The sequence below is a fragment of the Paracidovorax avenae ATCC 19860 genome (assembly GCF_000176855.2).
Classification (GTDB): domain Bacteria; phylum Pseudomonadota; class Gammaproteobacteria; order Burkholderiales; family Burkholderiaceae_C; genus Paracidovorax; species Paracidovorax avenae.
In genome coordinates, this window is sequence record NC_015138.1 from 4,104,994 (window position 1) to 4,126,975 (window position 21,982).

Below are 21,982 nucleotides of genomic sequence, written 5' to 3' on the forward strand. Positions count from 1 at the left end.
CAAGCGCGAAAACCCACGGCAGCGCGGGAGGGCCGCCCCGTGGGGCCGTCCGCCTCAGTCATAACGCCTCGTTTGCCCCTCGATAACCAAAGACACTCCGACACAAAACAAATTTCCGGAAGCCCTTCCCTGCCTGAAATGCGCTTCCTATCATCGCGGCCGTTTTGAACTCCACCGTTCGGCCGCCGCTGGCCGGGCCGCACCGCATGACCCAGGGTAAGCCAGCCGCACGCCAGACAGACTTGACCAAGAAAGGCGGGCCCATCGTGCAGGGCTCGCACACCGTGCTGATCGGCTCGGCCGGCGGCATCGCCTGCTCGGTGTGCCCGGGCGGCATCACCGAAGGCCATCCGGTGAACCCGCTGCTGGGCGCCAAGGTGCTGCCCGACGAGGAAGACTTCGCCCTGCCCGGCCCGCTGCCGTTCGCGCTGGTGCGCTCGTACTCCAGCTACCAGGGCCCCGACGCGGCACCCGTGGGGTTGCTCGGGCCGGGCTGGTGGCTGCCCGGAGAAGCCCGCGTGGCGCATCGGGCCGCAGGCGATGGCGCGCCCGGGGCCCTGCACCTGCACGACGGCCGAGGGCGCCGCATCGCCTTCGAGGCCCTGGCGCCGGGCGAGATCGCCCACAGCCCCAGCGAAGGCCTCTGGCTCGTGCGCTGCGGCACGGAGCACCTGCCGGGCGCGCACCAGGGCGGCCATGCCGGGCGCCTCGCCCGCCTGTGGAGTGCCCTGCCGGAGTCCGTGCGCACCGATGCGCGCATCACCGTGGCCACCGCATCGCCGCTGGGCCCCTGGTGGGTGTTCGCGCCGGGACCGGTGCCCGCCGCGCCGGACGGCCCGGCGGCCGGCACGGATGGCACGGGCAACACGGGCGACCGCGCGGCCCCGCACGGCGTGCTGCACGGCATCTGCGACCGCTTCGGCCGCGTGCAGCGCCACGAGCGCCATGCGGACGGGCCTTTCGCGGGCCACCTGCGCAGCATCACCGACGGCGCCGGCCGCCGCTACGGCTTCGAACTGGAGCGCGTGTCCCCGGCCTCGCCAGCCGCCCATGGCTGGGGTGCGGACAGCGGCGTGCGCCTCGTGGCCGTGTGGCTGCAGGCCGATCCGCACCAGGCCCCGGAGTCGCTGCCCGCGCCGCTCGCACTGGTGCGCTACGCCTATACCGGCCGCGGGGAGCTGGCCCAGGTGACCGACCGCACGGGCCGCACCGTGCGCCGCTTCGAATACGGCGACGCGGCCCACCCGGGCCGCATGACCGGCCATGCCCGCGCCGGCCGCCCGATGACGCGCTATGCCTACGACGCCCAGGGCCGCGTGGCCGCGCAGACCACGCCGCACGGGCTGGACCTGCGCTTCGACTACACCCCGCTCCCCGCGGACCCGGCGGCCTCGCCACCGCAGCCGGCGCGCGCCAGCACGCTGGTCACCGACGGGCTGGGCCGCCAGCGCCGCTACGTGTTCTCCGGCGCGGGGGGCCTGGCCCGCGTGGCCGAGCGCATCGAGGCGGACGGCGCCCGCTCCACCTGGAAATACGACGCCGCGGGCCGCCTGCTGGAGCACACGGATGCCCTGGGCCGCCGCACGCAGCACACCATCGACGCGGCCACGGGCCTCGTCATCGGCATCACCGATGCGGCCGGCCGCAGCCACCGCATCGCGCACGACGCACTGGGCCTGCCCCTGCGCCACCAGGCCCCGGCACCGGAGGGCCCGATGGGCGACCCCCTCGTCACCACCTGGGAGCACGACGCCTGGGGCCGCCTCGTGCGCCATACCGACCCGCTCGGCCACACCACGCACTACCGCTACCCCGAGCCAACGGCAGCGCACCCCGACCTGCCCACCGCCATCACCGACGCCCGCGGCGGCACCAGCACGCTGCAGTGGAACGCGCTGGGCCTGCTGGCCTGCCGCACCGACTGCAGCGGGCGCGCCACGCGCTTTCACTACGACGCCTGGGGCCGCACGGTGCGTGTTCAGGGCGAGGAAGGGCTGGAACTGCGCACGGCCTACGACGCCCTGGGCCGGCCGGCCGAATCCACCGACGCCCTGGGCCGCGCCACACGCTGGCGCTACGCCCCCGAAGGCGACGACCTCATCGCCATCGACCACCCCGGCGGCCTGTGCGAACGCTTCGCGCACGATGCCTGGGGCCGCGTGGTCCGCTACGAATACGGCAGCCGCCCCACTCCCGAACCGCAGGACGGCAACCCGGGCACCCCGGCCCCGCCGCACTGGTTCGCGCAGCACTACCGCTACGACCTCGCCGGCCGCCTCGTGGAACTGCACAACGAGAATGCGCGGGCCCACAGCTTCACCTACGACGTGCGCGACCGGCTCGCCGCGGAAACCGGCTTCGATGGCCTCGTGACCCGCCATGCCTACGACCGGGGCGGCCAGCGCATCCGCACCGAAGACGCGCGCCACGCCATCGACTACGAATGGAGCGGCACGGGGCAACTGCAGGCCCGCACCATCACGCCCCTGCCGGGCACCACGCAGCAAGCGCCCATCACCGAGCGGTTCGAGCACGACGGCGCCGGACAGCTGGTGGCCGCCCACCACCACACTGCCATGCACCGCCACGAGGTGAGCGTGTACCTGCGGCGCGACCGCCTGGGCCGCATCCTGGGCGAGCGCCAGGAGATGCGCGCCGCCGATGGCGCCCTGCTCTGGAGCCACGAGAGCACGCACGCCCTGGACGCCGGGGGCGTGCCCACCGGCGCCGACCTGCCCGGCCTGCCGCCGCTGCAGTGGCTGGCCTACGGCCCGGGCCACGTGCACGGCCTGTTGCTGGACGGCGAGCCCCTGCTGCACATCGAGCGCGACGGCCTGCACCGGCCCGTGGCGCTGGATTTCGGGGCGAGCCAGACCCGCTGGCGCCGGGATGCGCTATCGCGGCTGCAGGCGCTTTCCGTGCACGGCAAGGCCGAGGCCGGCGTGCCCCGGCCGTCCGGTGGCCTGCCCGGGCTGCCGGCCCTGGCGCGCCAGCACCACTACGACGCGGCCGGCCGGCTCGCGCGCATCGACACCCCGCAGGGCACGATCCACCATGCCTACGACACGGCCGGCCGCCTGGCCGCGGCGCACCTGCCCGGGCGCGAGCCGCTGCACTACCGCTACGACCCGGCCGGCAACCCCTGGCAGCCCTCTGCCGACGCCACGGGCGGCCCGCGCGGGGACTGGGCCGGCGAGGTGCGCCGCCACCTGCACGACCCGGCCTTCGACCTGCTGCGCCAGGAGGGCAGCGCCCTGCCCGGCCACGCCCGCGACCGCTGGCCCGACAACCGTGTCATGGCCCACGGCCCCTGGCGCTACCGCTGGGACGCCTGCGGCAACCTCGTGGAAAAAACGCATGCCGACGGCCGGCAGACCCACCGCCTGCACTGGGACCACGCCCAATGCCTCGTCGCCCACGAGCAGATCGACCACACCACGGGCGAGCGGATCCGGCGCATCCACCACTACGACGTTTTCAGCCGGCGCATCGCCAGCCGCATCGAGCGCTCGCAGGACAACGGCCCGCAACAACAGCCGACCTCCACCGTCACCGAGCGCTGCCACGGCTGGCAGGGCGATGCCCTCACCCTCACCGAACTGCGCGACCCGCTGCGACCGCAGGACGCGCAGCGCATCCACACGCTCTACCACCCGGGCACCTTCATGCCCCTGCTGCGCATCCAGACGGCGGCCTGCGCGGAACCTCCCACCCTGGCGCAGCTGCTGGGCGCCGCCGAACCCGGCGACCGCGCGCAGCACGCGCCCCTGCAGGCGCTGCAGGAAGAACTGCTCCACGACGCCAGCGACCACACGCGTCGCCACCTGCAGAGCATGGGCTGGGATGCCGAGCGCCTGCAGCGGCAACTGCGCGGGGAAGGCGCCGCCATCACGCACCTGCACCTCTACCACTGCGACCACCTGGGCACGCCCCTGGCGCTCATCGACACACAGGGCCGCATAGACTGGCAGATCGAGCTGGACCCGTGGGGGAATACGATCAATGAGCACAACCCGCTGGGGCTGCACCAGCCGATCCGCATGCAGGGGCAGCACGACGAAGGGGACGGGGCGGGGTTGTTCTATAACCGGCACCGGTACTATGACCCGGGGATGGGGAGGTATGTGTCGCAGGATCCGATCGGGTTGAGGGGCGGCCCCAACAATTACGCATACGCCAGACAAAACCCAAAATCTTTCACTGATCCCACTGGGCTGGATGTCTATCTTTGCAAACAGCCAGCATTCGGCATATCGTGGAATCCGCTTGATCATCATTGGATCAAGACAGACACCATTGAAGCGGGAATGGGTGCTATAAAAAGTGATTGCGGCAACGCAGGCAATGCATCTGGAGATTTACCAGGAGACAAGGTTCAAGTTTGCGATCACAGCGAACGAGATAAAACAGGGATGACTTGCACCCTCATCAAAGATGTGGATGAAAAGAAAGTCAATGAGCAGCTGAAACTTGGGAGGCCATTGGGCAGGTGGGGGCCCACAAATCAATGCCAGTCTTTTGCCAGTGAAGTTCTGGAAAATGCGAGAGTTCCACAGCCTACACCTAATCTCTCTCCATTTGACAATCCATTTCTATGGGGGTTTTAAATGAGCAAAAAATCGAAAGCCTTCACTTTATCACTATTAGGTTTAATTTTCTTTCTTGTCTTTTTATGGAGTGTCATGTGGCTATTTTCTTCTGCCAGCTTGGCAAGTGGCCCCTGTCAAGGAAAATTCTCCATCACTCATGAATTTTTCAGATGCCGCCAGCCATTCATCGCGATGATTTTTATTGGAGCATCTTTTTTAATTTCAGCATTTTTTTTCTATCGATCCATAAAAACATTTCGCAACCCAAAAAGCGCAGATCATATCAACCAATCAAAATAACCATGCAACACACACTGCAAAGATATTATCAAATTCAAGCCTAACAATACAAAAGAAGAACCCCTGAGGCGCAAAAATTACCGCAACCATCATCACCCAACTATTGCGCCAACCGATGACATAGAGCAACTGCCCTAGTCCATGGTTAGATACAGTGACCCAAATAAATCATAAAAAATCATCATTCACAAACACAAAAATATTGCAGCAATATAAAATTTTTACTGCGATTATTTTTCTATTATTTATAATTTTCCTTGCAGGCTGGGTCAGCTACAAGACCGACACCATCATCGAACAAAAAGCGTCTTCTATGACCATGATCCAAACACTTTCGGCGACATTGAAAGCAGTCGAAAGATGTTGGACAGATAATAGAGTTGACGTGGCCGAATGCGATTCAGCGAAAGCCAGTCTTACCAAGACCACAGACAACAATATAAACTATTTCATAACCACTCAAGGCTTAATAGGCATAGATTACAAACACCACAACTTCGTTCTTTTGACTGCTCAAAAAATGGACAACTCCATGACTTGGAAATGTTTTGGGCATCCGAAAAAATCACTCCCGAAGTTGTGCGATCCTGTCACGAGCAACGCTCAGGAATAGAGCGGCAAATCCTCGGCTCCACTAACGCTCGCGGTCCATCGCCAGCGCGGGCAATCAAAAATACATAGCAATTCAGCCAATGCAGATATCCATCAAAAGAAAATGAGGGCTACGAAATAATGCAAAAATCGGTGTTGATCTTGGCAATCTCCTGCCTTGCCCTTTTCACAAGCAATATTATTCTTGGCTATTTTTTGATCGACAGATCAATTACCCTCAGCTATGTAAGAGCAAGTCAAGCCAGCACAGACAGATCGCTATCGATATTGCAACTCACGCTTTTACATGAGTGGAAAGACAAGAGCAAAAATGAAATCATAAAAGAAATTCAAACAATTTCAGACAATAGCAAAGATTTTCAAGCAATCACAAAAGACGAAGGAGGCACAGTCTGGCTAGACGACATACCGATGGTATTCTCAAAAAACCGACTAACCAAGATTGGCAGCAAGGAAATTTCTATTCGCTAGCCCATAAGGGTGTGCAGACAAAAAATTTCTGATGGATTTTATGCAATTAACTAATTGCTTAATTTTTCTCTCAATTTCCTCAACTCTTAATATTGCAGCCCATGCAACAAACGTAGACACACCTCTTTTCTCTTTTACCGTCAATGCTGATCTAAGAATTGAGGATGATAGGGAAAAACGGATTTTTTTATACAACAGCAATGGCACTCTTGATCCCACGGTCAGCATTGAGTATTTCAAGAGGGAAAATTCAACCACGTCCCTCAACGTCGAATCCACATGCTCCAAAGAATTCGACCAACTGATCAAGGATGGAATTCAAGGCGTTCCCCCACCCAATATTGAAAAAGCAAAAAATTTAGGGAAGCATATCTATACAACAAAAATAAAATCCGTTAATAAAATAAATATAATAACCACATACTACTGCAACGCCAACGTCGGCGTATACATTGCCATACTATCCCCCCAAGATAAAAATATCATCACAAATATTCACTCACAAATAACAGCCACCATTAATTTCAAGGATTAATAAACCAGTTCTTACCGCACTTTCGACTGACATGCGCCCCCACAGCCGTACCATCTGAATGGAAGTGAGGTCCGCCAACTTGGGGGATGACGGACATGAGGAAGAGTCGATTCACGGCAGCAGCAGATCATCGGTTTCCTGAAGCAGGCTGAGGCCAGCCTGGCGGTCAAGGAGGTCTGCCGGCAGGGCGGTTTCAGCGAGCCCACGTTCTACAAGTGGCGAGCCAGGTACGGCGGCATGGATGCCGAGGAAGCCCGGCGCCTGAAGGAGCTGGAGGTCGAGAATGCCCGGCTCAAGAGGCTGCTGGCCGAGGCTCACTTGGATCTCGAAGCTCTCAAGATCGGCTTCGGGGTAAAGCGCTAGCCCCGCAGGACAAGCGCAAGGCCATCGCCCGGATGTTGGAGCATTCCCAGATCTCCGAGCGCAGGGCCTGCCTTCTTGCGGGGCTCTCCCGCGATGCCTGGCGCCACCCGCCGCAGCCCGGCGCCTGCACGGTGCGGCTGCGCGAGCGCATCCACGCCGTGGCCATGCAGCGGCGGCGCCTCGGGTATCGCCGTGTGCATGACATGCTGCGCAGCGAGTTTCCAGGCACCAACCACAAGAAGGTGTATCGCCTCTACCGCGAGCAGGGCCTGGCGGTACGCAAGCGCAACAAGGCCAGGAGGTACTGCGGCGAGCGGACACCGCTGGTTGCCGCCCTGCGTGCCAACCAGACCTGGAGCCTGGACTTCGTCAGCGACGCACTGGCCAATGGCCGGCGAATCAAATGCCTGACCATCACCGATGACTTCACCCGCGAGTGCATCGACATCGCGGTGGATCTGTCGATGCCCGGGGCCCATGTCGCCCGGGTGCTGGAGCGCGCAGCATGCTTCAGAGGTTACCCACAGGCCATCCGGACCGACAACGGTCCGGAATTCACCTGCCGGGCCTTCATGGCCTGGTTGCAGGCGCGAGGTATCGAGCACATCCTGATCCAGCCGGGAAAGCCCACCCAGAACGCCTATATCGAAAGCTTCAACGGCCGGTTCAGGGACGAATGCCTCAACGAGAACTGGTTCGAGACCTTGGCCCAGGCCTGGGAGGTCATTGCCCTGTGGCGCCAGGATTACAACGAAGTGCGGTCCCACGGGAGCATTGGCCGGATACCACCTTCCGCTTTTGCAGCCAGGCACCGCGAACCATCCACCATTGATGCAGGATCAGTTAACCTGCAAAACCCTGGACCTCTCTCCCAATGATTGGTATGGCTACAGGGGGCAGGTCACACAAGCCCCTCGATTCATGTGTGTCGTTCTCACATGAACAATCGATACGGGTAGCTGTGCGCGGGTAGGCTTGGCACGTTTGAGATGGTGCGTGACAGCCGCTGCGAATACATGATAGTCACCGGCAAGGGGTCGTATAGCGCATCGTTGTTCCAGTCCATCTTGGCCAGCGCCAGGGCTTCGGAAGCCAGAAGTTCGTAGGGGCCGCGTCCCATGTGACGACGAAGGACAATGGGTTTCGGGATGCTCTTGCTACCTTGGAAGTAATCCCTACCGCCAACGGCGGAAGGTGCATTACCGGCCAGCCACAGGAGCGCCGCGTTGCCCGAGGTCATGACCAGAGTGCCGCGTGGAACAGGGAAGCGCGCTGCCTGGATGCTGGGTTGCTTGCCTGGCATCTCGACCATCCAGACGCCTCTCCATGCGGAGCTCGATCCGATCTCGATACACTCGACCTCTGGGATCGACTGCGTCGCGTCCTGCACTCCCTTGAGCTCGCTCTCGGTAAAGGCAGTGGTCTTGTGTATCACCAAGCGACGCGGTACGCGGCCCGCATGTCCTTCAAGATAGAGCCGAATGCTGCGGGTGAGGACCGCTCGCATGTCAGCCTGCGACAGAAAGGGGTTGCGTCGCGCTTCGGCTTCGTCGGCGATGGCGTCATTCGCCTCAAAGGCAATGAACTGCATGCCGCCTCCTTCCATGTCGAAAACCTGTGAGCAGCAAGTCACATAGTGGGCTTCGTCCGATGATCGACGAATGGCATAGGCCAAGCCGATGTAGGCAGTGTCCTCGGGTATGCCCTCGATTGGCGCCAGCTTCCAAGGCGTCCCACCGGCCTTCGCGTACAACGCCACGGACAGGCGCCACGCCCTTGCCCCCCAGTTGCCGAATTTCAGCGACTTGTCGTTGATGACCTGGGTCGGAATGCCCAACTGAGCGCCCAGCGCCTTGAGCTCGTCGTGCGCATCGAACTCCTTGGTTCGAAGATGTGCAAGCCAACGGTCAGGAAAGTACACCAGGGCCACGTCAAACTCGGCGCGCGTCGCCTCAAGGCGCCTGAGTGCGTGATGAAGTGCGGCGCGCACCCGCTCGCTGACCGTGTCGCCTTGACCGAGGTCGTACAGTTCTTCAGGCCATACGACATGGGCTTGCTTATCGGCACTGAGCAAGTCCACTCCGAAGATGTTCTCGAATCCTGGATAAGCCTGGGCATAGCTGTTGTTGTCGGTGTTGCGCTGAGGTCCGCGCAAGCTTTCCCGCATATCGCGCAACAGCGAGGCGCCTGACCTGGGGCCCACATACGCGACGCGAAGGTCACGGCTATAGTGCCGATACGACGCTTGGTCAAACGCGCCGAACCTCGACAGTCCCAGCAATGGGTGCCGGTGTCGGGCCTTGGGGTTTCCAGATGCGAAGGCCAGTTCGGGCTCATCCAACAACGTGAAGGCAGGCAAACTGATCGATAGCGGCTTCTCGACACTCATCGTTGCCCCCGCTGCACATGAAAGAAGTCATGGTCGTGCGCAGGCCTGCTGCGTGCTGTCTTGGCGCCCAACTCAAACATTGCATCGACACCCGTTCCCTGGGCCAAACCGTAGGCACTACGCCGGGATCCGTGGGCGTGGGTCAGCAGTTCTACCCAGGCGTCTAGGATCGGGGACCAGCGTTGGTTGTACTTCTGGACCCATCGCTCTCTGCGCCAATCCTCGGCCTTGCGCCATTCGGCGATTGCCTGCGAGGTATCGGCATCAGGTGTGCGGTTATCTAGGTCAATGAAGGTCGCAGGCTCAAACACAGCCCACCAGCGATCGTCGGCGTGCTCCAGCCGGATCGACAGGCCCTCGGAGTATCTGCCGGAAGTGCCCGGAACCGGTCCGGTCAATTCGGAGCCATACGCTGCCTTCAGTCGGAACAACAGGTCTTGTCTGGCCTGGGCCAGTTCCCTGGGGAGTTCACGGTTCGGACGTGACACCGACAGGCTATGGCCGCGGCCATGCAATCGGGCGAAGAGTGGCAGTTCCCTGCAGAGTGCGCGAACGAGGGCATCGTAGAGCACGCCTTTGGCCCAGGAGTCCTTGGCGATGTCCAGCCCGACCTCGCCGGCTAACGTCGCGCCGAAGGGGGCGAGCGCTTCTTTCAGCGGCGCGTCGGGTCCGAATGCGGCCAGTACACCCGGGCCGCCCGCCTGCCCAACGGTGGCTCGCACACCCGCCTGCTTGAGCAAGGCGCGAATGTCGGCGATACCCGCCTTCGCGTTCAGGCTGATTTTTCGGGCAGATCTGGGCATCTCAAGCAGCGGTATGGCCGACAGCCTCAGCACCGGCGCTTTCAGGGCCGCCTGCCGCTGAAGCGGTACCTGCGCAACAGCGGCGCTGCTGCGGTCGCCGAACACATGGGAGACGAGCGAGGCGGGAAGGTCCGTGACGTCTGCGATGTCTCCGCACAGTTCGTCGAAAGTGGTGCCCTTGACGATGTGCACATCCACCTGTGCCAATTCGGCTTGTTCAAGGAATTCCCGAACCGCAGGGAGCAGGCTGTCGGCGTCACGGCACAGCCAGTAGATGCCCTTGGGATAGCGAACGGGCGATCGAAGGACCGCATTCAAAGCCTGCATGACGGAATCGTCGCGCCCGCTGTACCCGACGATGATCAGCCCGAACCGCTGCAGCGATTGGGTCAACACCAAGCGCAGTTGGGTGTCTTGCTGCACTAGTTCTTGATCGGTATTCTTGAGTTCGACCGACTGGTAGTCGCCGTGCAGCTTTACGATCAGCGGCCACTCGCTCTCGCGCAAGCAGGTTTCGGCGCGGGCTGCGTTGTCGATCGCGGCTAGAGTGGGCGTGCCGCGTTCGCTAGCAGGTAGCAGTTGTGACGCAATGGTGGCAGCGCTTTCGATCAGCGAATCAAAATTCGTTGTGAATACGCATGGGGTCTTTCTTGCTCCCAGGAGCGAGCCCAACACTTTGTGGCCAAGCGACGGACTCCCCTTGCTAACCTGATTCCGGATGAAAAGCCGCCGATCTTCGGGCGTGGGATACAGGGCCTCGAACGCCCGACTGTATTCAGAGGGGTCCCCTTTGGGCGGGAGGAGCCTCTTTCTCTCATGGTGGAGGTCGATGCGCGATTGCCAAACGGGGTCCGCCGAGTCGATTTCCCGCAGGCTGATGCCGGTTTCCGAAGCGAAAAGGCGCAGGCGAAATTCCTGGATCATCTGATAGCCCGTCGGTATGCCCGCCGTGGCGGAGGCTCCGGCACCGAGCAACCACGCAAAGCCCAAAGGGTTCAGAGCAAACCGCTCCGCGAAAGCCCGGCCACTGATTTCCTTCATCCAGAACTCCTCTTGATCGCTTCTTCTTACTTGTTTGTAACGTATCACAAAAAAATTCCGACCCCGGCGTGTTTTTCGTCGGCATGACCAGGGCAAAGCGTGAGAACGACTTCCGTATTCCTCAGCTACGCGAGCACAAACGGTCGGTCCCAGCGCTTCTGGAAGCGCCAGGGATTAATCGCGACCGGTACCATAGATGTCTTCGAAGAAGACGGTGTAGAGCTTGTTGGATGGAGCGCCAACTCTGAATGGGCGGCACTGTTCAAGAGCGGGTTTAGCGGCTGCTTCTGCCCCTGTAGCTGCCACCGAATCCTCATCCGCGACCGACTGCAATCGCTGCAAAGCCGACGCCTGCAGGCCAAAGTTAACTGTCAGCAAGGGGCGATCTCAGCCATTTGCTAGTCCTTTGTCCGCAACCGAAGTTCCACGAGAGAGCGTACCCCTACTCGTTCGATGAGAGTTTGTTGACATTAACAAGCCTGAACCAGAGTGCTCACCGTCGGCTTTGAAACAAAGAGCTAGTTCGATAGGACACGCGCACGACCCACCGCCAGCGCACGCCAGCACCGCCAACTCTCCTCCGCCAACAGCAGCCCATTGCACACCGCAATAGCCACGGCGAATCCCCCCGAGCACGGACCAGGGAGGCAGTTCCGAACGCATCCGCCAGCGCCAGCCCAGCGTCGTACCCCTGGCCTCCTCCGGCGCCCCCAGCCACGCCTCCAGGGCCGGCTGGCAGAGCAGCAGGATGCCTGCCAGGGGCAGGATCTCCATGAAGCTGTGGACCATCTGCTCCAGCGGCGTGATGGTGCGCGCGGGCGCGACCATGCGCAGTTCCAGCCAGGTCGCGGCCTCGTGCAGCAGCCACATGGCCAGCAGGAAGGCCACGAGCCGGTGAGGGCTCGATCCGAGTCTCGCGGCACGCCTCACCCCAGTCGAGGCACCACGGCCCAGTCAAATCACTGGAATGTGCGCGCCTACCCCCGATGCTCAACTCTGACCCGCCCGGGTCAGGGGTTGTGAAAGGTTTCCTCTGGTGCTGCCGCGAGGCCTCCGCACACAGATCGAACGCCGCCGCACTGCGCTGTTGCCAGCCATTCCGTAATCTCACCCGAAACCTCATCGGGTAAAAGATCCGAGGTATCCATACAGAGATGGTTGTCCGCGCGGATCGGAATCCCATAAGCGCATCGCTCCAGGATCACAGCAAGCTGTTCACCGCTGTTGACCTTCCTGAACGCACGCCGGTCTGCGTTTTCCACCCGGCCCATGAGCTGATCGTTGCGCGCCTTCAGTTGAATGAAATACGGGGTCGCTTGGTGTTCCGCGCACAGCGCCTTGAGCCCATCGATATACCAGTCGTCATGGGGCCCTTCATAACAGAAGGTCGTGATGATGTCCCGAGCATCGGACTCCAGCAACAACGCGATGGCATTGAGCCTCAACCGGCACGCAAACCGCCGCCGGCTTTCGAAACTGCTGTTGTCGCCGAGCAGGACGATCGCGATGTCGTGCGTCAGGTGGTTGTGAAACAGCGCAGCGGAGCATTTCTTCGCCAGTTCTTTTCCAACGGTCAATTTCCCCACGGCAGGCGGGCCGTAGAGCATGACGATCGTTCTCCCGCGGCCGGGAACCATGGAGGCCTTACTGTGCTGTGTGGGTTGTCCCTGGTTCATAGTACGTGACGTTGAGCGTGTTTCGGGTCAGGCCTGCTTTTTCGGACAGTCGCGTGACCTCATGCCAGGTATCTTCGTACTGCCCATCGCGAATGATCACGGTGGCATTTCCCACCACGGGAACGACGGTGTGGCAGGCCTGGTGGTGATCCCGCGGATCGAGAATGCGAAGCAGCCCACCCCACTCTGGTTGCCAGCGGGCGTTGAAGTAGATGATCAGGCGAAAGCCCCGGCGCAGCGATGCATCGACATGCGGCAGGTAGTGCGTGTTCTGGCCTCCACGGAATGCCACGGCCTCCATCGGGAATTCCGCCAGGTCCGTGCCGCTGAAAGCGGCCATGGCCGACCGGAATGCACCAGATACCAGTTCCTTGCCCAACGCCTGCCATGCATCGGACAGGGTTGCGGGATCGTCCACACCGGAAGAGCCCAGGGGGACGATGGTGCGCCGGTAAAAGTACCCACCGTTGCGTTCGCGGAAGTTGAAACCTTCCGTCGGGAACTCGCTGGCCAGCTTCCGGGCCAGCGCATCGTTGCTCCATATGTTCTGCAGTTCCCCCCAGTTGAAAGGTGTGTGATGGAGCTTGCCCCCGGCGATCTGCCCGAGCGAGAAATATCCCGATGTCATATGTTTCTTCGCACAACAATGAATCAATGGCGCGGCGCGTTGCCTATGGCCCGGATCAGATGGTGGACCAGCTCTTCCATCTCGGAATCATCGATGGTGAAAGGGGGAGCGAGCTTGAGGTGCCGGTCTGCAGCCCCGACGATCAAACCCTGCCGGCGCGCGTCGTTTTGCACACGCCTGCAGGTATCGGCGGAATCGAAAGTGATCGACAGCATCAGCCCTTTTCCTTGCACGGTCACGGCATCATCGACTGTCGGCAACTTCTCGCGAATCCACTGCAGCAGCCGTGTGCCGCTCGTTCGAACATGTTCAAAGCAGCCATGTGCGTGCAGATAATCCAGAATGAACAAGGCAGCGCGACAGCCCAGAAGATTGCCGGACTGCGTGTGCCCATGCCGGAGAAGCGGGACGGGCTGTGATGAGAAGCTGTCGGCGATGTGGGCCGTGGCCATCACGGCGGTGATGGGGAAACCGCCTCCGAGGTTCTTGCTGAAAATGACGATGTCAGGGCTGGCACCCTGGGAGAACGACTCGCACAAGACTCCGGTTCGGCCGATCCCGCAATAGACTTCGTCGCAAATCAGGGGAATATCGTGGGCCTTGGCGAGCGACGATAGCGATCGCAGGAAGCCCTCCGGGAACTGGCGTGTTCCTGCCATTGCCATCACCGGCTCGATGATGATCGCTGCCACGGTCGAGCCATGTTCGGCCAGAAGTGCTTCCCATGCCGGCAAATCGTCGATGCTGAGCGGCGCGGGCATCGTTAGCGAGCAGGCAGCGACCAGTGGCAATGCTCCTTCGTTGATGAAGGCACGCCGCGTCGCGATCATCGCCCCCAGCGTGCAGCCGTGATAGGCGCCATCGATGGCCACCACATGCGTGCGCTGTGGGCGCCCACGGTTGACCTGGTATTGCCACGCCATCTTCAGTGCGGCCTCGACCCCCTCGCTGCCGCTTCCCACGAGGAACATGTGCGCGAGCCCCATGGGTGCAGACGCGTCGATGAGCCGTTCCGCGAGGGCCTCCGGCAGTACCGTGCTCGAACCGATATTGCATGCGTGGACCAGCGTATCCATCTGCTGCTTGACCGCATCGATCAGGGCCGGGTGGGAATGGCCCAGGCAATGGTTGTAGCTGCCCGATATGCCATCCAGGTAACGCCGCCCTGCATCGTCGTAGAGACAGGCTCCTTCGCCCCGCACGATTCTTGGCCGCTCATCATCGAAGCCCATGGGGGTATAAGGCGGCCAGTAACCGCGGGATCTAGACATGGCGTGCATACGGCGTCCCCTGAAGTTCGGATTTCAATTGATGAATGTTTTCGATCGCCGATGCCATCGACGATGTTTCTTTTTTTCCTGTTCCAGGGACGAGCCTCACGGCCGATACCTGGAGAAAATCGAGCAATTGCGCATGCACGGGCCCGGGATTTTCGAGAAGGTCTTCGTATTCGACGGTGAGGATTGCGTGGCGGCTGAAGCAGTCGAGGAATTCGGCCCGATTGGCAAGATCCTGGTCGATGAATTCGATGAGTTCCGCTGGTGGGATGGTCAGCCTGATTTCCTGCCTATGCCTCTTGTCGTCGCGACCGACATACCAGATCTGGTCCCGCAGGCTTTTCTTCAGTGACACCAGGCGCTCGAGCCGGTTGCGTCGATCCAGCAGGATGATCTTCAGGTCCTGCAGGCCAACCAGGGCCTCCCATATGTTTGCACCAGCCCATTCGGTGTCGAGATCCCGGAAAAGCACGAAACCCACCGCTTCCACGTATTCGAAATACGGCCGGAACAGATGCCGGTCGAGGATGTGCTGCGCGGTGCTTTCCTGTGCATACGGAAGCAGGTGCTGGCCGAACCGGTTGAATGCCTCGCCGTGCATCTCGATGCACGGATGTGAGCCGAGCAGCGTCCGCAGGAGATGCGTGCCGGAGCGCGGGGTCGAAACAATGGCGAATTTCGTATATTGCTTCTGCGCGAGCGCGACGCTTTCGGGCAGGCTGCTGCCCAGCCATTTGTTGTGCTCGGCCTGTGCGACCTGGGCACGCATGAGGTCGAATATCCCGGGCGATCGCTCCGCGAGGGCCCGCATGGGTGCCAGCGCCTCGTCTCCGCGCAACCCTGCGCGGCTCCAGTTCTTCCCGCCGGCGCGGTATTCATGCACGAATGCGACGATGGCCGATGCCATGTCATTGCCGACCGCGTATTCCTCGATATCACTCCGGATGCGCGTGGCGAGCTCACTCTCGTCACAGGACATCCATGAAGACCACCGGGATGCCAGCGTGTATTCCGTCGTATCCGTCATCTGCACTGTGCCGGATGCACGGACTGGTGAATGGGAGCGGCCGGGAGCGCTTCCTGCGTGGCGTGTGGAGCGGAGAGGAACAGGCCTCGCAGCAGGACGCGGGGGTGGGCCGGATCATCGATATAGGCGTTTCGCCCATGTGAAAGCTGGTCATTGCGCATGACCAATGCCTGCCCTCTTTGCAGGGTGAAGCTCAGCGTATATGCACTGCCTGGCTCGGCAAGATGTTTCAGGTAAGCCACGGCATCGATCACCCGGGGGTCGGCGCGGCGGGAATAGTCCCAGTCCGCGGTCACGTCGAGGGTGAAGCCGCCCGCCATTTCACCGTTTTCTCCGGCGTGAAACACCGGGCCGATGTGTTCGTACTGTTGATCCAGGCGTGGATCGGTCGATCTGCGCCGGAACACCTTCGGGGCCAGCAGGCTTCGGGCAAGCCCCGGATCATGGCGGGACAGGGCCCGGAATGCCGACAGGCTGTCGAACAGTATCGATTCGCCGCCGGAAGCCGCATGCTGCCTGCAAAGCAGGATCGACGTCTTGATCGTGCCGATGGGCAAATAGGACCCATCGGTATGCAAGGCCGCGCCTGCCGTTCCATTGAACACATCATGCTGCCCGCTCGCCAAGCCACCGACCTGGTTCACGCCGCGCGTGGACATGCCTTCCGTATGCATGCGGCGGTTGAATTCGGACTGGTACATGGGGCCGAGGCCATAGAGTTCGGCCATGCGTTCGAAGTCTGAAGCATCGAACCGCCATTCATCGCGGACGATGGCAAACCCGTATCGGTCAATATCCCTTGAGACTGCCTGTATATCGTTCACATCGAGCACTTTTTCCGACCAACCGATAAAACGGCTTTGCATACACTGCCTCTGGTGAAATACAGATTGAATACCCAAAAAATCCCGGATAGCACTATGCACGACGGGTTTGATAATCAAGCCAGTCGTCTGCTGCATGCTGGATTCGAGAAGTTCGCGCAGGGCATTGTTGAGCACAGCGCAGTCCGCACTCTACAGGTCGCAGGTGGGTGTTCGAATTAAATCGGCTTTGTCGCTGTAAAAAATTTGGATATAGGTGAACGCCCCGTATGCAGTCGTCGCTGCAAAATTCACCACGCCGCCAGGCTGCGCGGCCTGGACCGGGTTTTCGCGCTCCCGCGGCGGTTTTCGGGCGCTGCGCTCGGCGTGGCGGGCAGCGCGATGGGAGTGCAAAAAGCCCTTGGCTTCGGAGAGCTAGTCCCGCAGGACGCGCGCACGGCCACCCGCACGCGCCCCACTCCAACACCGCCAGCTTTCTTCGGCCAGCAGCAGCCCATTGCACAGAGCGATCGCCACGGCGAAGCCCCCAAGCACCGGCCAGGGAGGCAGCTCCGAACGCATCCGCCAGCGCCAGTCCAGCGTGCCCCTGGTGCCCTCCTCCGGCACCGCCAGCCACGCCTCCAGCGCCGGCTGGCAGAGCAGCAGGATGCCCGCCAGGGGCAGGATCTCCATGAAGCTGTGGACCATCTGCTCCAGCGGGGTGATGGTGCGCGCGGGCGCGACCATGCGCAGTTCCAGCCAGGTGGCGGCCTCGTGCAGCAGCCACATGGCCAGCAGGAAGGCCACGAGCCCGGCGGTGGGCTCGAGCAGGAGGGCCGCCAGGACGGCAGCGCCCATCTGCAGGAACAGCGCCCAGTGGAAGGCGGATTCCGCGAGGCCCGTGGTGGTCGCTTCGATGCGGGTGCGCCGGTGGCACCACCAGTCCGCCGCGCCCGCGGCAATCCACAGGGCCATCACGATGCCGAAGGGCAGCAGGGGCGCTGGTTGTGGTGGGTTCATCGGATCCGTGCGGCCGGGCCGGGCCGTCCGGCGGCTGCCGGTGCTGGCGTCGGCATCGGCGCGGTCGTTGGCGTCAACGCCTGGCCTTCGGGTCTTCCGCCGCCCCCTCGTCGGCGGAAACGGACTTGGTGCTGACGACGGACACGGGGTCGCTCGCGGGGAAGGTCTCTTCCACGGCGCTGTCGAGCGTGTCTTCCTCGACGGCCTGTACCTGCAGTCCGCCGGCCGTGCTGTCCGTGCCGGGGCCAGCCGCGGGTGCGGGTGAGGGATGGGCGTCGGCCGTGGGGAAGGGCCAGGGGGTGCGGGAATTCGTGGCGGGCATGGTCGCTCCTTGCTGCAAATTTGCCGATGCGCCTCCCCTCCCCCGCCTGCTGCGAAGCGGGCGGTCGCGGCCGGCCGGCCCGGAGCGGGAGGCTCCTGCCAGGAGACACGGCAAACGGTGTGCCCGGTCAGCGGGGCGTACCGGCTCCCGCAGCGGCCCAGGCCAGGGCGGCGGCGTAGCCGGGCGGCGCGGCGAGCACGCAGGCCTGTACGGCCGAGTCCTGCAGCGGGCCCTCCAGTACCACTTCCACCCCACCCCTGCCCCCAGCGGCCTCCCGCCGCTCCACGCAGACGTGCGGCAGGTGCTCGGCCACGCCGAGGCCCATGCATTTGAGGACCGCTTCCTTCACGGTCCACAAGGTGGGGAAATCCGGCCGTGCGGCATGGGGTGCGGCCCGCTCGCGGGGGGACAGGACCAGGGATTCGAGCGCGGCCGGGTCCGCGAGGCCGTGCGCGCCGAAGGCATCGCAGCGCTCCACGTCCACGCCCACGGCCCAGGGGCCTTCCGCCAGGGCGATGAGCGCGTATGCGCCGGAGTGGGAGACGTTGAAATCCAGCCTCTCACGCCCTTCCCGGCCCACCGGGCCCGCCAGCATGGGCCGGCCATGGGTGCCGGCCGCCAGGGGCACATCCTGCGGGGGCAGGCCGATGCGCTCGCCCAGCAGGCGGCGCAGCGCGGCCCGGGTGCAGGCACAGCGCACGCGGTCGGCGGGCTGGCGCAGGCGCGCAGCGCGGTCGGCCTCGGCGGGGGAGAGGATGGCCCAGTCGTCCGCGGGGATGGGTGCCTCCAGGGGGAGCGGGACACGCCAGGCACGGAGGGCCAGGGGCACCTCCGGCGGCAGGGGCCACGGGACGGGCTGGGTCATGGACGATGGCGGCATGGCCCGGATTGTCCGCATGGCGGGGGCAGGCGCAGCGGCCCTGCTTTGCCGGTGCCGGGCACGGCCGCTGCGGGCAAGGGCCCGGTGGCCTCAAGCCACGTGCAGGTGCTGCGTCTCCCGCTCGGTGCCTCCCGTGCCGCTGCGTGCCGGGGCGTCCGGGCCGCGCGTGCGCAGCGGCTCGCGGGCCGGGGGCAGCGCGGCGGCGAGCACCTGGCCGATTTCTCCGGTGCGGACGGCGGTGACGGACAGCAGCGTGTCGCTCAGGCCGTGGCTGGATTCGCAGGCGCCCTGCAGGAAGATCGCGGGCCGGAAGCCCGGGGTGGTCTGCACGCGGTAGTGGCGATCGACGGTGAAGTCGCCCAGGTACGGGGCCAGGGGCGCGAGCACGTCGCGGTGGGCGGCGCGTTCGTAGCCCGTGGCCAGCACGGCGGCGTCGTAGCGCACGGTGCTTTCCTCGCCGGATTCGCGGTCATGGAAGGTGAAATAGACGCCGGAGGCATCCGCACGGGCGGCGCGCACTTCGTGCTGGCGCAGCATGCGCAGGCGCCGGCCGCCGGTCACGCGCTGTTCGTAGAAGGTCTTGAAGACCTGCTGGATCAGTTCCAGGTCGGCGACGGCGTAGTTGGTGTGGGCGTATTCGCGCAGCAGCGATTCGCGCTCCGGGCCGGAGCGGCCGAACATGTAGTCGGTGAAGTCGGCGTTGAAGATTTCGTTGACGAAGGGGCTGTCGTCGGAGGGGCGGATGGCGCGCGCACGCATCACCCAGTCCACCTCGGGTGCATGGGGGCGGCCCTGCAGGTCCATGAAGATTTCCGCGGCGCTCTGCCCGGCCCCGATCAGGGCGATGCTGCGCGCCGCGCCCTGGCGGGCGATGTCGCGCAGGTAGGTGCTCGAGTGGAAGACGCGCGGGTCTCCCTGCAGGCCGCGGAACACTTCCGGGATGCGCGCGGTGCCGCCCACGCCCACGATGAGGTTGCGCGCCAGGCGCTCCTGCACGCGGCCGGCCGCATTGCGCGAGCGCACGCGCAGTTGCTCGACGGTGCCGTCCGGGCCCGGCTCCGGAAGGACCTCGAACACTTCTTCGCCGTAGGCGCACTGGCCCTCGAACTGGCGCGCGGCCCAGCCCAGGTAGTCGTTGAACTCGTGGCGGCTGGGGTAGAAGCTCTTGAGGTTGATGAAGTCCTGCAGCCGGCCCTGCTCGTGCAGGTAGTTGAGGAAGGTGAAGCGGCTTTGCGGATTGCGCAGCGTGGCCAGGTCCTTGAGGAAGGAGATCTGCATGTGCGCATGGTCCAGCAGCATGTGCGGATGCCACGCGAAAGACGGCTGGCGCTCGATGAAGAAGGCCTGGGGCGCGCGGCCGTGGGCGGCGCGGTGCTCTTCGAGCGCGATGGCCAGCCCCACGTTGGAGGGGCCGAAGCCGATACCGATCAGGTCATGGATGTGCTGCATGGGATGACAACTCCTTGGAAATAGGGACGGGACTGACGGTCAGGCGGCCAGGGTTTCGCGGCCGGCGCGCACGCGGTTGCCGGCGATGCGGCCCGCGCTCATGTGGACGACGCGGTCGGCCAGGTGGAAGTAGCGGTCGTCGTGCGAGATCACGACCAGCAGGTGCCCCTTGGCGCGCAGCTCGGGCAGCAGTTCGGTGTAGAAGAGGTGGCGGAAGGCCGGGTCCTGGTCCGCGGCCCATTCGTCGAAGACCATGACCGGGCGGCCCTCGAGGTAGGCATGTACCAGCGCCAGGCGCTTGCGCTGGCCGGTGGAGAGATCGACGGTGCTGAAGGCGCCGTCCCGGATGCTGACCTTGTGGGCGATCTCCAGGCGCTCCAGGTAGGGGCGCGCGGCCTCGGGCAGGGCCGCCATGCCCGCCCTGCCCTCGCCGGCGCCGGCCAGGTCCTCGAAGAGGTAGAAGTCCGAGAGCACGGTGGTGAAAAGCTGCCGGTAGTCGTCGCGCGATTCGGCGGTGACGGCCACGCCGTCGATCAGCACCTCGCCTTCCTGCGGCGCATACAGGCCCAGCAGCAGCTTGATGAGGGTGGTCTTGCCCGAGCCGTTGTCGCCGACGATGAAGACCATCTCGCCGCGGCGCAGCTCCAGGTCGATGGGGCCGAGCACGAAGGGCTCGCCGCCGTCGGCGGGCGGCTCGAAGGCGTAGCGCAGGCCCTGCAGCGAGATGCCTTCGTGCAGCACCGGAGCCGGCGCGGGGCGGTCCTGGTGCAGGTGGGGCTCCGGCGTGGCGAAGCGCGCCGACAGGTCGGCGATGCGCAGGAAGGCCACCTTGGCGCGGCCCATGTGGGGCAGCGTGGCGGCGATCTGGTCGATCGGCCCCTTGAGGAAGAGCAGCACCAGCGCGAAGCCGCTGAGCACCGCCGGCTCGGTGGGCTGGAAGGCGGCCCAGCCGAGGATGATGGCGATGAGCAGGAAGAACAGCGCGGAGCCGAAGGCGGTGGCGGTGACGTAGGTGTTGATGGCGCGGCCGTTGACCTCGCGGATCCGGGCCACGATGCGCTCCACCTGCCCGTCCAGCATGCGGGCGCGGCGCTCGCGGTGCATGCGCAGCTCCTTCGCGCCTTCGCTGATGGCGCGGTAGGCCTTGTGCAGGCTGTCTTCGTGTTCGCGGGCCTTCCAGAAGCCTTTCTCGGCCCGCGTCTGCGCCACGACCTGGAGGCTGGCGCCGAGGACCAGCGCCAGCACCACCAGCCCGAAGAGCGGCAGGGACAGCCAGGCCATGTACACGAGGCAGCCCAGCATCACGGCCGAAGCGATGAGCGCGGACGACAGCACGAAGGCGGCGTCGCTGATCATGTCCACGTCCTGCGACAGCACGGGCATGAGGCGGTGGGTGCGGTAGCGCTCCAGCGCGTCGATGGGGGCGGACAGGATTTTCCGGGCCAGGCCGACGCGCACCTGCGCCACCAGTTTCTGGCCGACGTAGTTGGTGGACACGTCGGCCACCAGGCGCCCGAAGAGCGCGGCGGCGCACAGGGCCACGAAGGTCCAGAGCATGCCGCCGGACATGCCGCCTTCGCTGTGCAGCACGTCGTTGACCGTGCGCAGCAGCAGCACGGTGGCGATGCCGGCGGCGAGGCCGCACACCGTGGAGAGGGCGATCCACGGAAGGAAGGGCCGGAGGAGCCGCGCCACCTCGGAAGCCGGGGCACGCGGAGCGGGGGCTGCAGTCATGCGCAAGATCTCTTTCCGCCCGTCGAGGGCTGGTTGCAAGGCGGGACGCCTGCTCCAAAGACG

The 21,982-nt window shown here is 63.7% G+C and carries 17 protein-coding genes and 1 pseudogene; 6 read left to right on the forward strand and 12 right to left on the reverse strand.

What is annotated here, in order from left to right:
• Nucleotides 1–242: 242 nt before the first annotated feature.
• The 5 genes and pseudogenes from ACAV_RS17975 (at nt 243) to ACAV_RS17985 (ending at nt 7,748) form a co-directional block, all read left to right on the forward strand.
• Nucleotides 243–4,607 (forward strand): RHS repeat-associated core domain-containing protein, encoded by a 4,365-nt coding sequence (locus tag ACAV_RS17975; protein ID WP_225981699.1) that lies wholly within the window; start codon nt 243–245, stop codon nt 4,605–4,607.
• A 436-nt stretch (nt 4,608–5,043) separates the two neighbouring features.
• Nucleotides 5,044–5,502, forward strand: coding sequence for a hypothetical protein (locus ACAV_RS24705; RefSeq protein ID WP_157768782.1), 459 nt, complete (start codon nt 5,044–5,046; stop codon nt 5,500–5,502).
• A 119-nt stretch (nt 5,503–5,621) separates the two neighbouring features.
• Complete coding sequence (locus tag ACAV_RS24710) at nt 5,622–5,972, forward strand: Imm58 family immunity protein (RefSeq protein WP_110088608.1); 351 nt, start codon at nt 5,622–5,624, stop codon at nt 5,970–5,972.
• 31 nt (nt 5,973–6,003) lie between these two features.
• Complete coding sequence (locus ACAV_RS24715; protein ID WP_157768783.1) at nt 6,004–6,507, forward strand: hypothetical protein; 504 nt, start codon at nt 6,004–6,006, stop codon at nt 6,505–6,507.
• 95 nt (nt 6,508–6,602) lie between these two features.
• Nucleotides 6,603–7,748: pseudogene (locus ACAV_RS17985) on the forward strand (IS3 family transposase).
• A 56-nt stretch (nt 7,749–7,804) separates the two neighbouring features.
• Here the strand turns inward: ACAV_RS17985 and ACAV_RS17990 are convergent.
• Both ACAV_RS17990 and ACAV_RS17995 read right to left on the reverse strand, forming a co-directional pair.
• Nucleotides 7,805–9,259, reverse strand: a complete 1,455-nt coding sequence (locus ACAV_RS17990; protein ID WP_013596008.1) for an argonaute/piwi family protein — start codon at nt 9,257–9,259, stop codon at nt 7,805–7,807.
• Nucleotides 9,256–11,103, reverse strand: a complete 1,848-nt coding sequence (locus ACAV_RS17995) for an SIR2 family protein (protein ID WP_013596009.1) — start codon at nt 11,101–11,103, stop codon at nt 9,256–9,258. The genes ACAV_RS17990 and ACAV_RS17995 overlap by 4 nt, the downstream gene beginning before the upstream one ends.
• A gap of 772 nt (nt 11,104–11,875) precedes the next feature.
• On the opposite strand from ACAV_RS17995, the gene ACAV_RS25200 reads away from it, so the two are divergent.
• The gene (locus tag ACAV_RS25200) at nt 11,876–12,001 is read left to right on the forward strand and encodes a hypothetical protein (protein ID WP_013596010.1); all 126 of its coding nucleotides are present in this window, start codon (nt 11,876–11,878) and stop codon (nt 11,999–12,001) included.
• Nucleotides 12,002–12,113: 112 nt separating this feature from the next.
• On the opposite strand, the gene ACAV_RS18000 is transcribed toward ACAV_RS25200, so the two are convergent.
• The 10 genes from ACAV_RS18000 to ACAV_RS18045 all read right to left on the reverse strand — a co-directional run bounded on the left by ACAV_RS18000 (nt 12,114) and on the right by ACAV_RS18045 (nt 21,919).
• Nucleotides 12,114–12,710: an AAA family ATPase gene (locus ACAV_RS18000; RefSeq protein WP_013596011.1), complete on the reverse strand. Its 597-nt coding sequence runs from the start codon at nt 12,708–12,710 to the stop codon at nt 12,114–12,116.
• Nucleotides 12,711–12,747: 37 nt separating this feature from the next.
• A complete protein-coding gene (locus ACAV_RS18005) occupies nt 12,748–13,407 on the reverse strand; it encodes a 2OG-Fe(II) oxygenase (RefSeq protein ID WP_013596012.1) in 660 nt (219 codons plus the stop codon).
• Nucleotides 13,408–13,430: 23 nt separating this feature from the next.
• Nucleotides 13,431–14,687, reverse strand: coding sequence for an aminotransferase family protein (locus ACAV_RS18010; protein ID WP_218918152.1), 1,257 nt, complete (start codon nt 14,685–14,687; stop codon nt 13,431–13,433).
• Nucleotides 14,671–15,711, reverse strand: a complete 1,041-nt coding sequence (locus tag ACAV_RS18015; RefSeq protein WP_013596014.1) for a sulfotransferase family protein — start codon at nt 15,709–15,711, stop codon at nt 14,671–14,673. Before ACAV_RS18015 ends, ACAV_RS18010 begins: the two co-directional genes overlap by 17 nt.
• Nucleotides 15,708–16,712, reverse strand: coding sequence for a TauD/TfdA family dioxygenase (locus ACAV_RS18020; RefSeq protein ID WP_225981698.1), 1,005 nt, complete (start codon nt 16,710–16,712; stop codon nt 15,708–15,710). The genes ACAV_RS18015 and ACAV_RS18020 overlap by 4 nt, the downstream gene beginning before the upstream one ends.
• A 237-nt stretch (nt 16,713–16,949) precedes the next feature.
• The gene (locus ACAV_RS18025) at nt 16,950–17,534 is read right to left on the reverse strand and encodes a hypothetical protein (RefSeq protein ID WP_013596016.1); all 585 of its coding nucleotides are present in this window, start codon (nt 17,532–17,534) and stop codon (nt 16,950–16,952) included.
• A 73-nt stretch (nt 17,535–17,607) separates the two neighbouring features.
• Nucleotides 17,608–17,856 carry a hypothetical protein gene (locus tag ACAV_RS18030; RefSeq protein ID WP_013596017.1) on the reverse strand — a complete coding sequence of 83 codons (249 nt, stop codon included), beginning with the start codon at nt 17,854–17,856 and terminating at the stop codon, nt 17,608–17,610.
• A 127-nt stretch (nt 17,857–17,983) separates the two neighbouring features.
• Nucleotides 17,984–18,721, reverse strand: coding sequence for a 4'-phosphopantetheinyl transferase family protein (locus ACAV_RS18035; RefSeq protein ID WP_244875484.1), 738 nt, complete (start codon nt 18,719–18,721; stop codon nt 17,984–17,986).
• Between the two features lie 105 nt (nt 18,722–18,826).
• Nucleotides 18,827–20,185, reverse strand: coding sequence for a lysine N(6)-hydroxylase/L-ornithine N(5)-oxygenase family protein (locus ACAV_RS18040; protein ID WP_013596019.1), 1,359 nt, complete (start codon nt 20,183–20,185; stop codon nt 18,827–18,829).
• A gap of 39 nt (nt 20,186–20,224) precedes the next feature.
• Nucleotides 20,225–21,919, reverse strand: a complete 1,695-nt coding sequence (locus tag ACAV_RS18045; protein WP_013596020.1) for a cyclic peptide export ABC transporter — start codon at nt 21,917–21,919, stop codon at nt 20,225–20,227.
• Between the last annotated feature and the right edge of the window lie 63 nt (nt 21,920–21,982).

Excerpts from the sequence above, each read along its gene's own strand:
- ACAV_RS18045 (WP_013596020.1), bottom strand. The coding sequence starts at position 21,919 with ATGACTGCAGCCCCCGCTCCGCGTGCCCCGGCTTCCGAGGTGGCGCGG.
- ACAV_RS18040 (WP_013596019.1), bottom strand. The coding sequence starts at position 20,185 with ATGCAGCACATCCATGACCTGATCGGTATCGGCTTCGGCCCCTCCAAC.
- ACAV_RS24710 (WP_110088608.1), top strand. The coding sequence starts at position 5,622 with ATGCAAAAATCGGTGTTGATCTTGGCAATCTCCTGCCTTGCCCTTTTC.
- ACAV_RS18030 (WP_013596017.1), bottom strand. The coding sequence starts at position 17,856 with ATGCCCGCCACGAATTCCCGCACCCCCTGGCCCTTCCCCACGGCCGAC.
- ACAV_RS18025 (WP_013596016.1), bottom strand. The coding sequence starts at position 17,534 with ATGAACCCACCACAACCAGCGCCCCTGCTGCCCTTCGGCATCGTGATG.
- ACAV_RS18000 (WP_013596011.1), bottom strand. The coding sequence starts at position 12,710 with ATGCTCTACGGCCCGCCTGCCGTGGGGAAATTGACCGTTGGAAAAGAA.
- ACAV_RS24715 (WP_157768783.1), top strand. The coding sequence starts at position 6,004 with ATGGATTTTATGCAATTAACTAATTGCTTAATTTTTCTCTCAATTTCC.
- ACAV_RS17990 (WP_013596008.1), bottom strand. The coding sequence starts at position 9,259 with ATGAGTGTCGAGAAGCCGCTATCGATCAGTTTGCCTGCCTTCACGTTG.
- ACAV_RS18005 (WP_013596012.1), bottom strand. The coding sequence starts at position 13,407 with ATGACATCGGGATATTTCTCGCTCGGGCAGATCGCCGGGGGCAAGCTC.
- ACAV_RS18010 (WP_218918152.1), bottom strand. The coding sequence starts at position 14,687 with ATGCACGCCATGTCTAGATCCCGCGGTTACTGGCCGCCTTATACCCCC.
- ACAV_RS18015 (WP_013596014.1), bottom strand. The coding sequence starts at position 15,711 with ATGACGGATACGACGGAATACACGCTGGCATCCCGGTGGTCTTCATGG.
- ACAV_RS18035 (WP_244875484.1), bottom strand. The coding sequence starts at position 18,721 with ATGACCCAGCCCGTCCCGTGGCCCCTGCCGCCGGAGGTGCCCCTGGCC.
- ACAV_RS17995 (WP_013596009.1), bottom strand. The coding sequence starts at position 11,103 with ATGAAGGAAATCAGTGGCCGGGCTTTCGCGGAGCGGTTTGCTCTGAAC.
- ACAV_RS25200 (WP_013596010.1), top strand. The coding sequence starts at position 11,876 with ATGAAGCTGTGGACCATCTGCTCCAGCGGCGTGATGGTGCGCGCGGGC.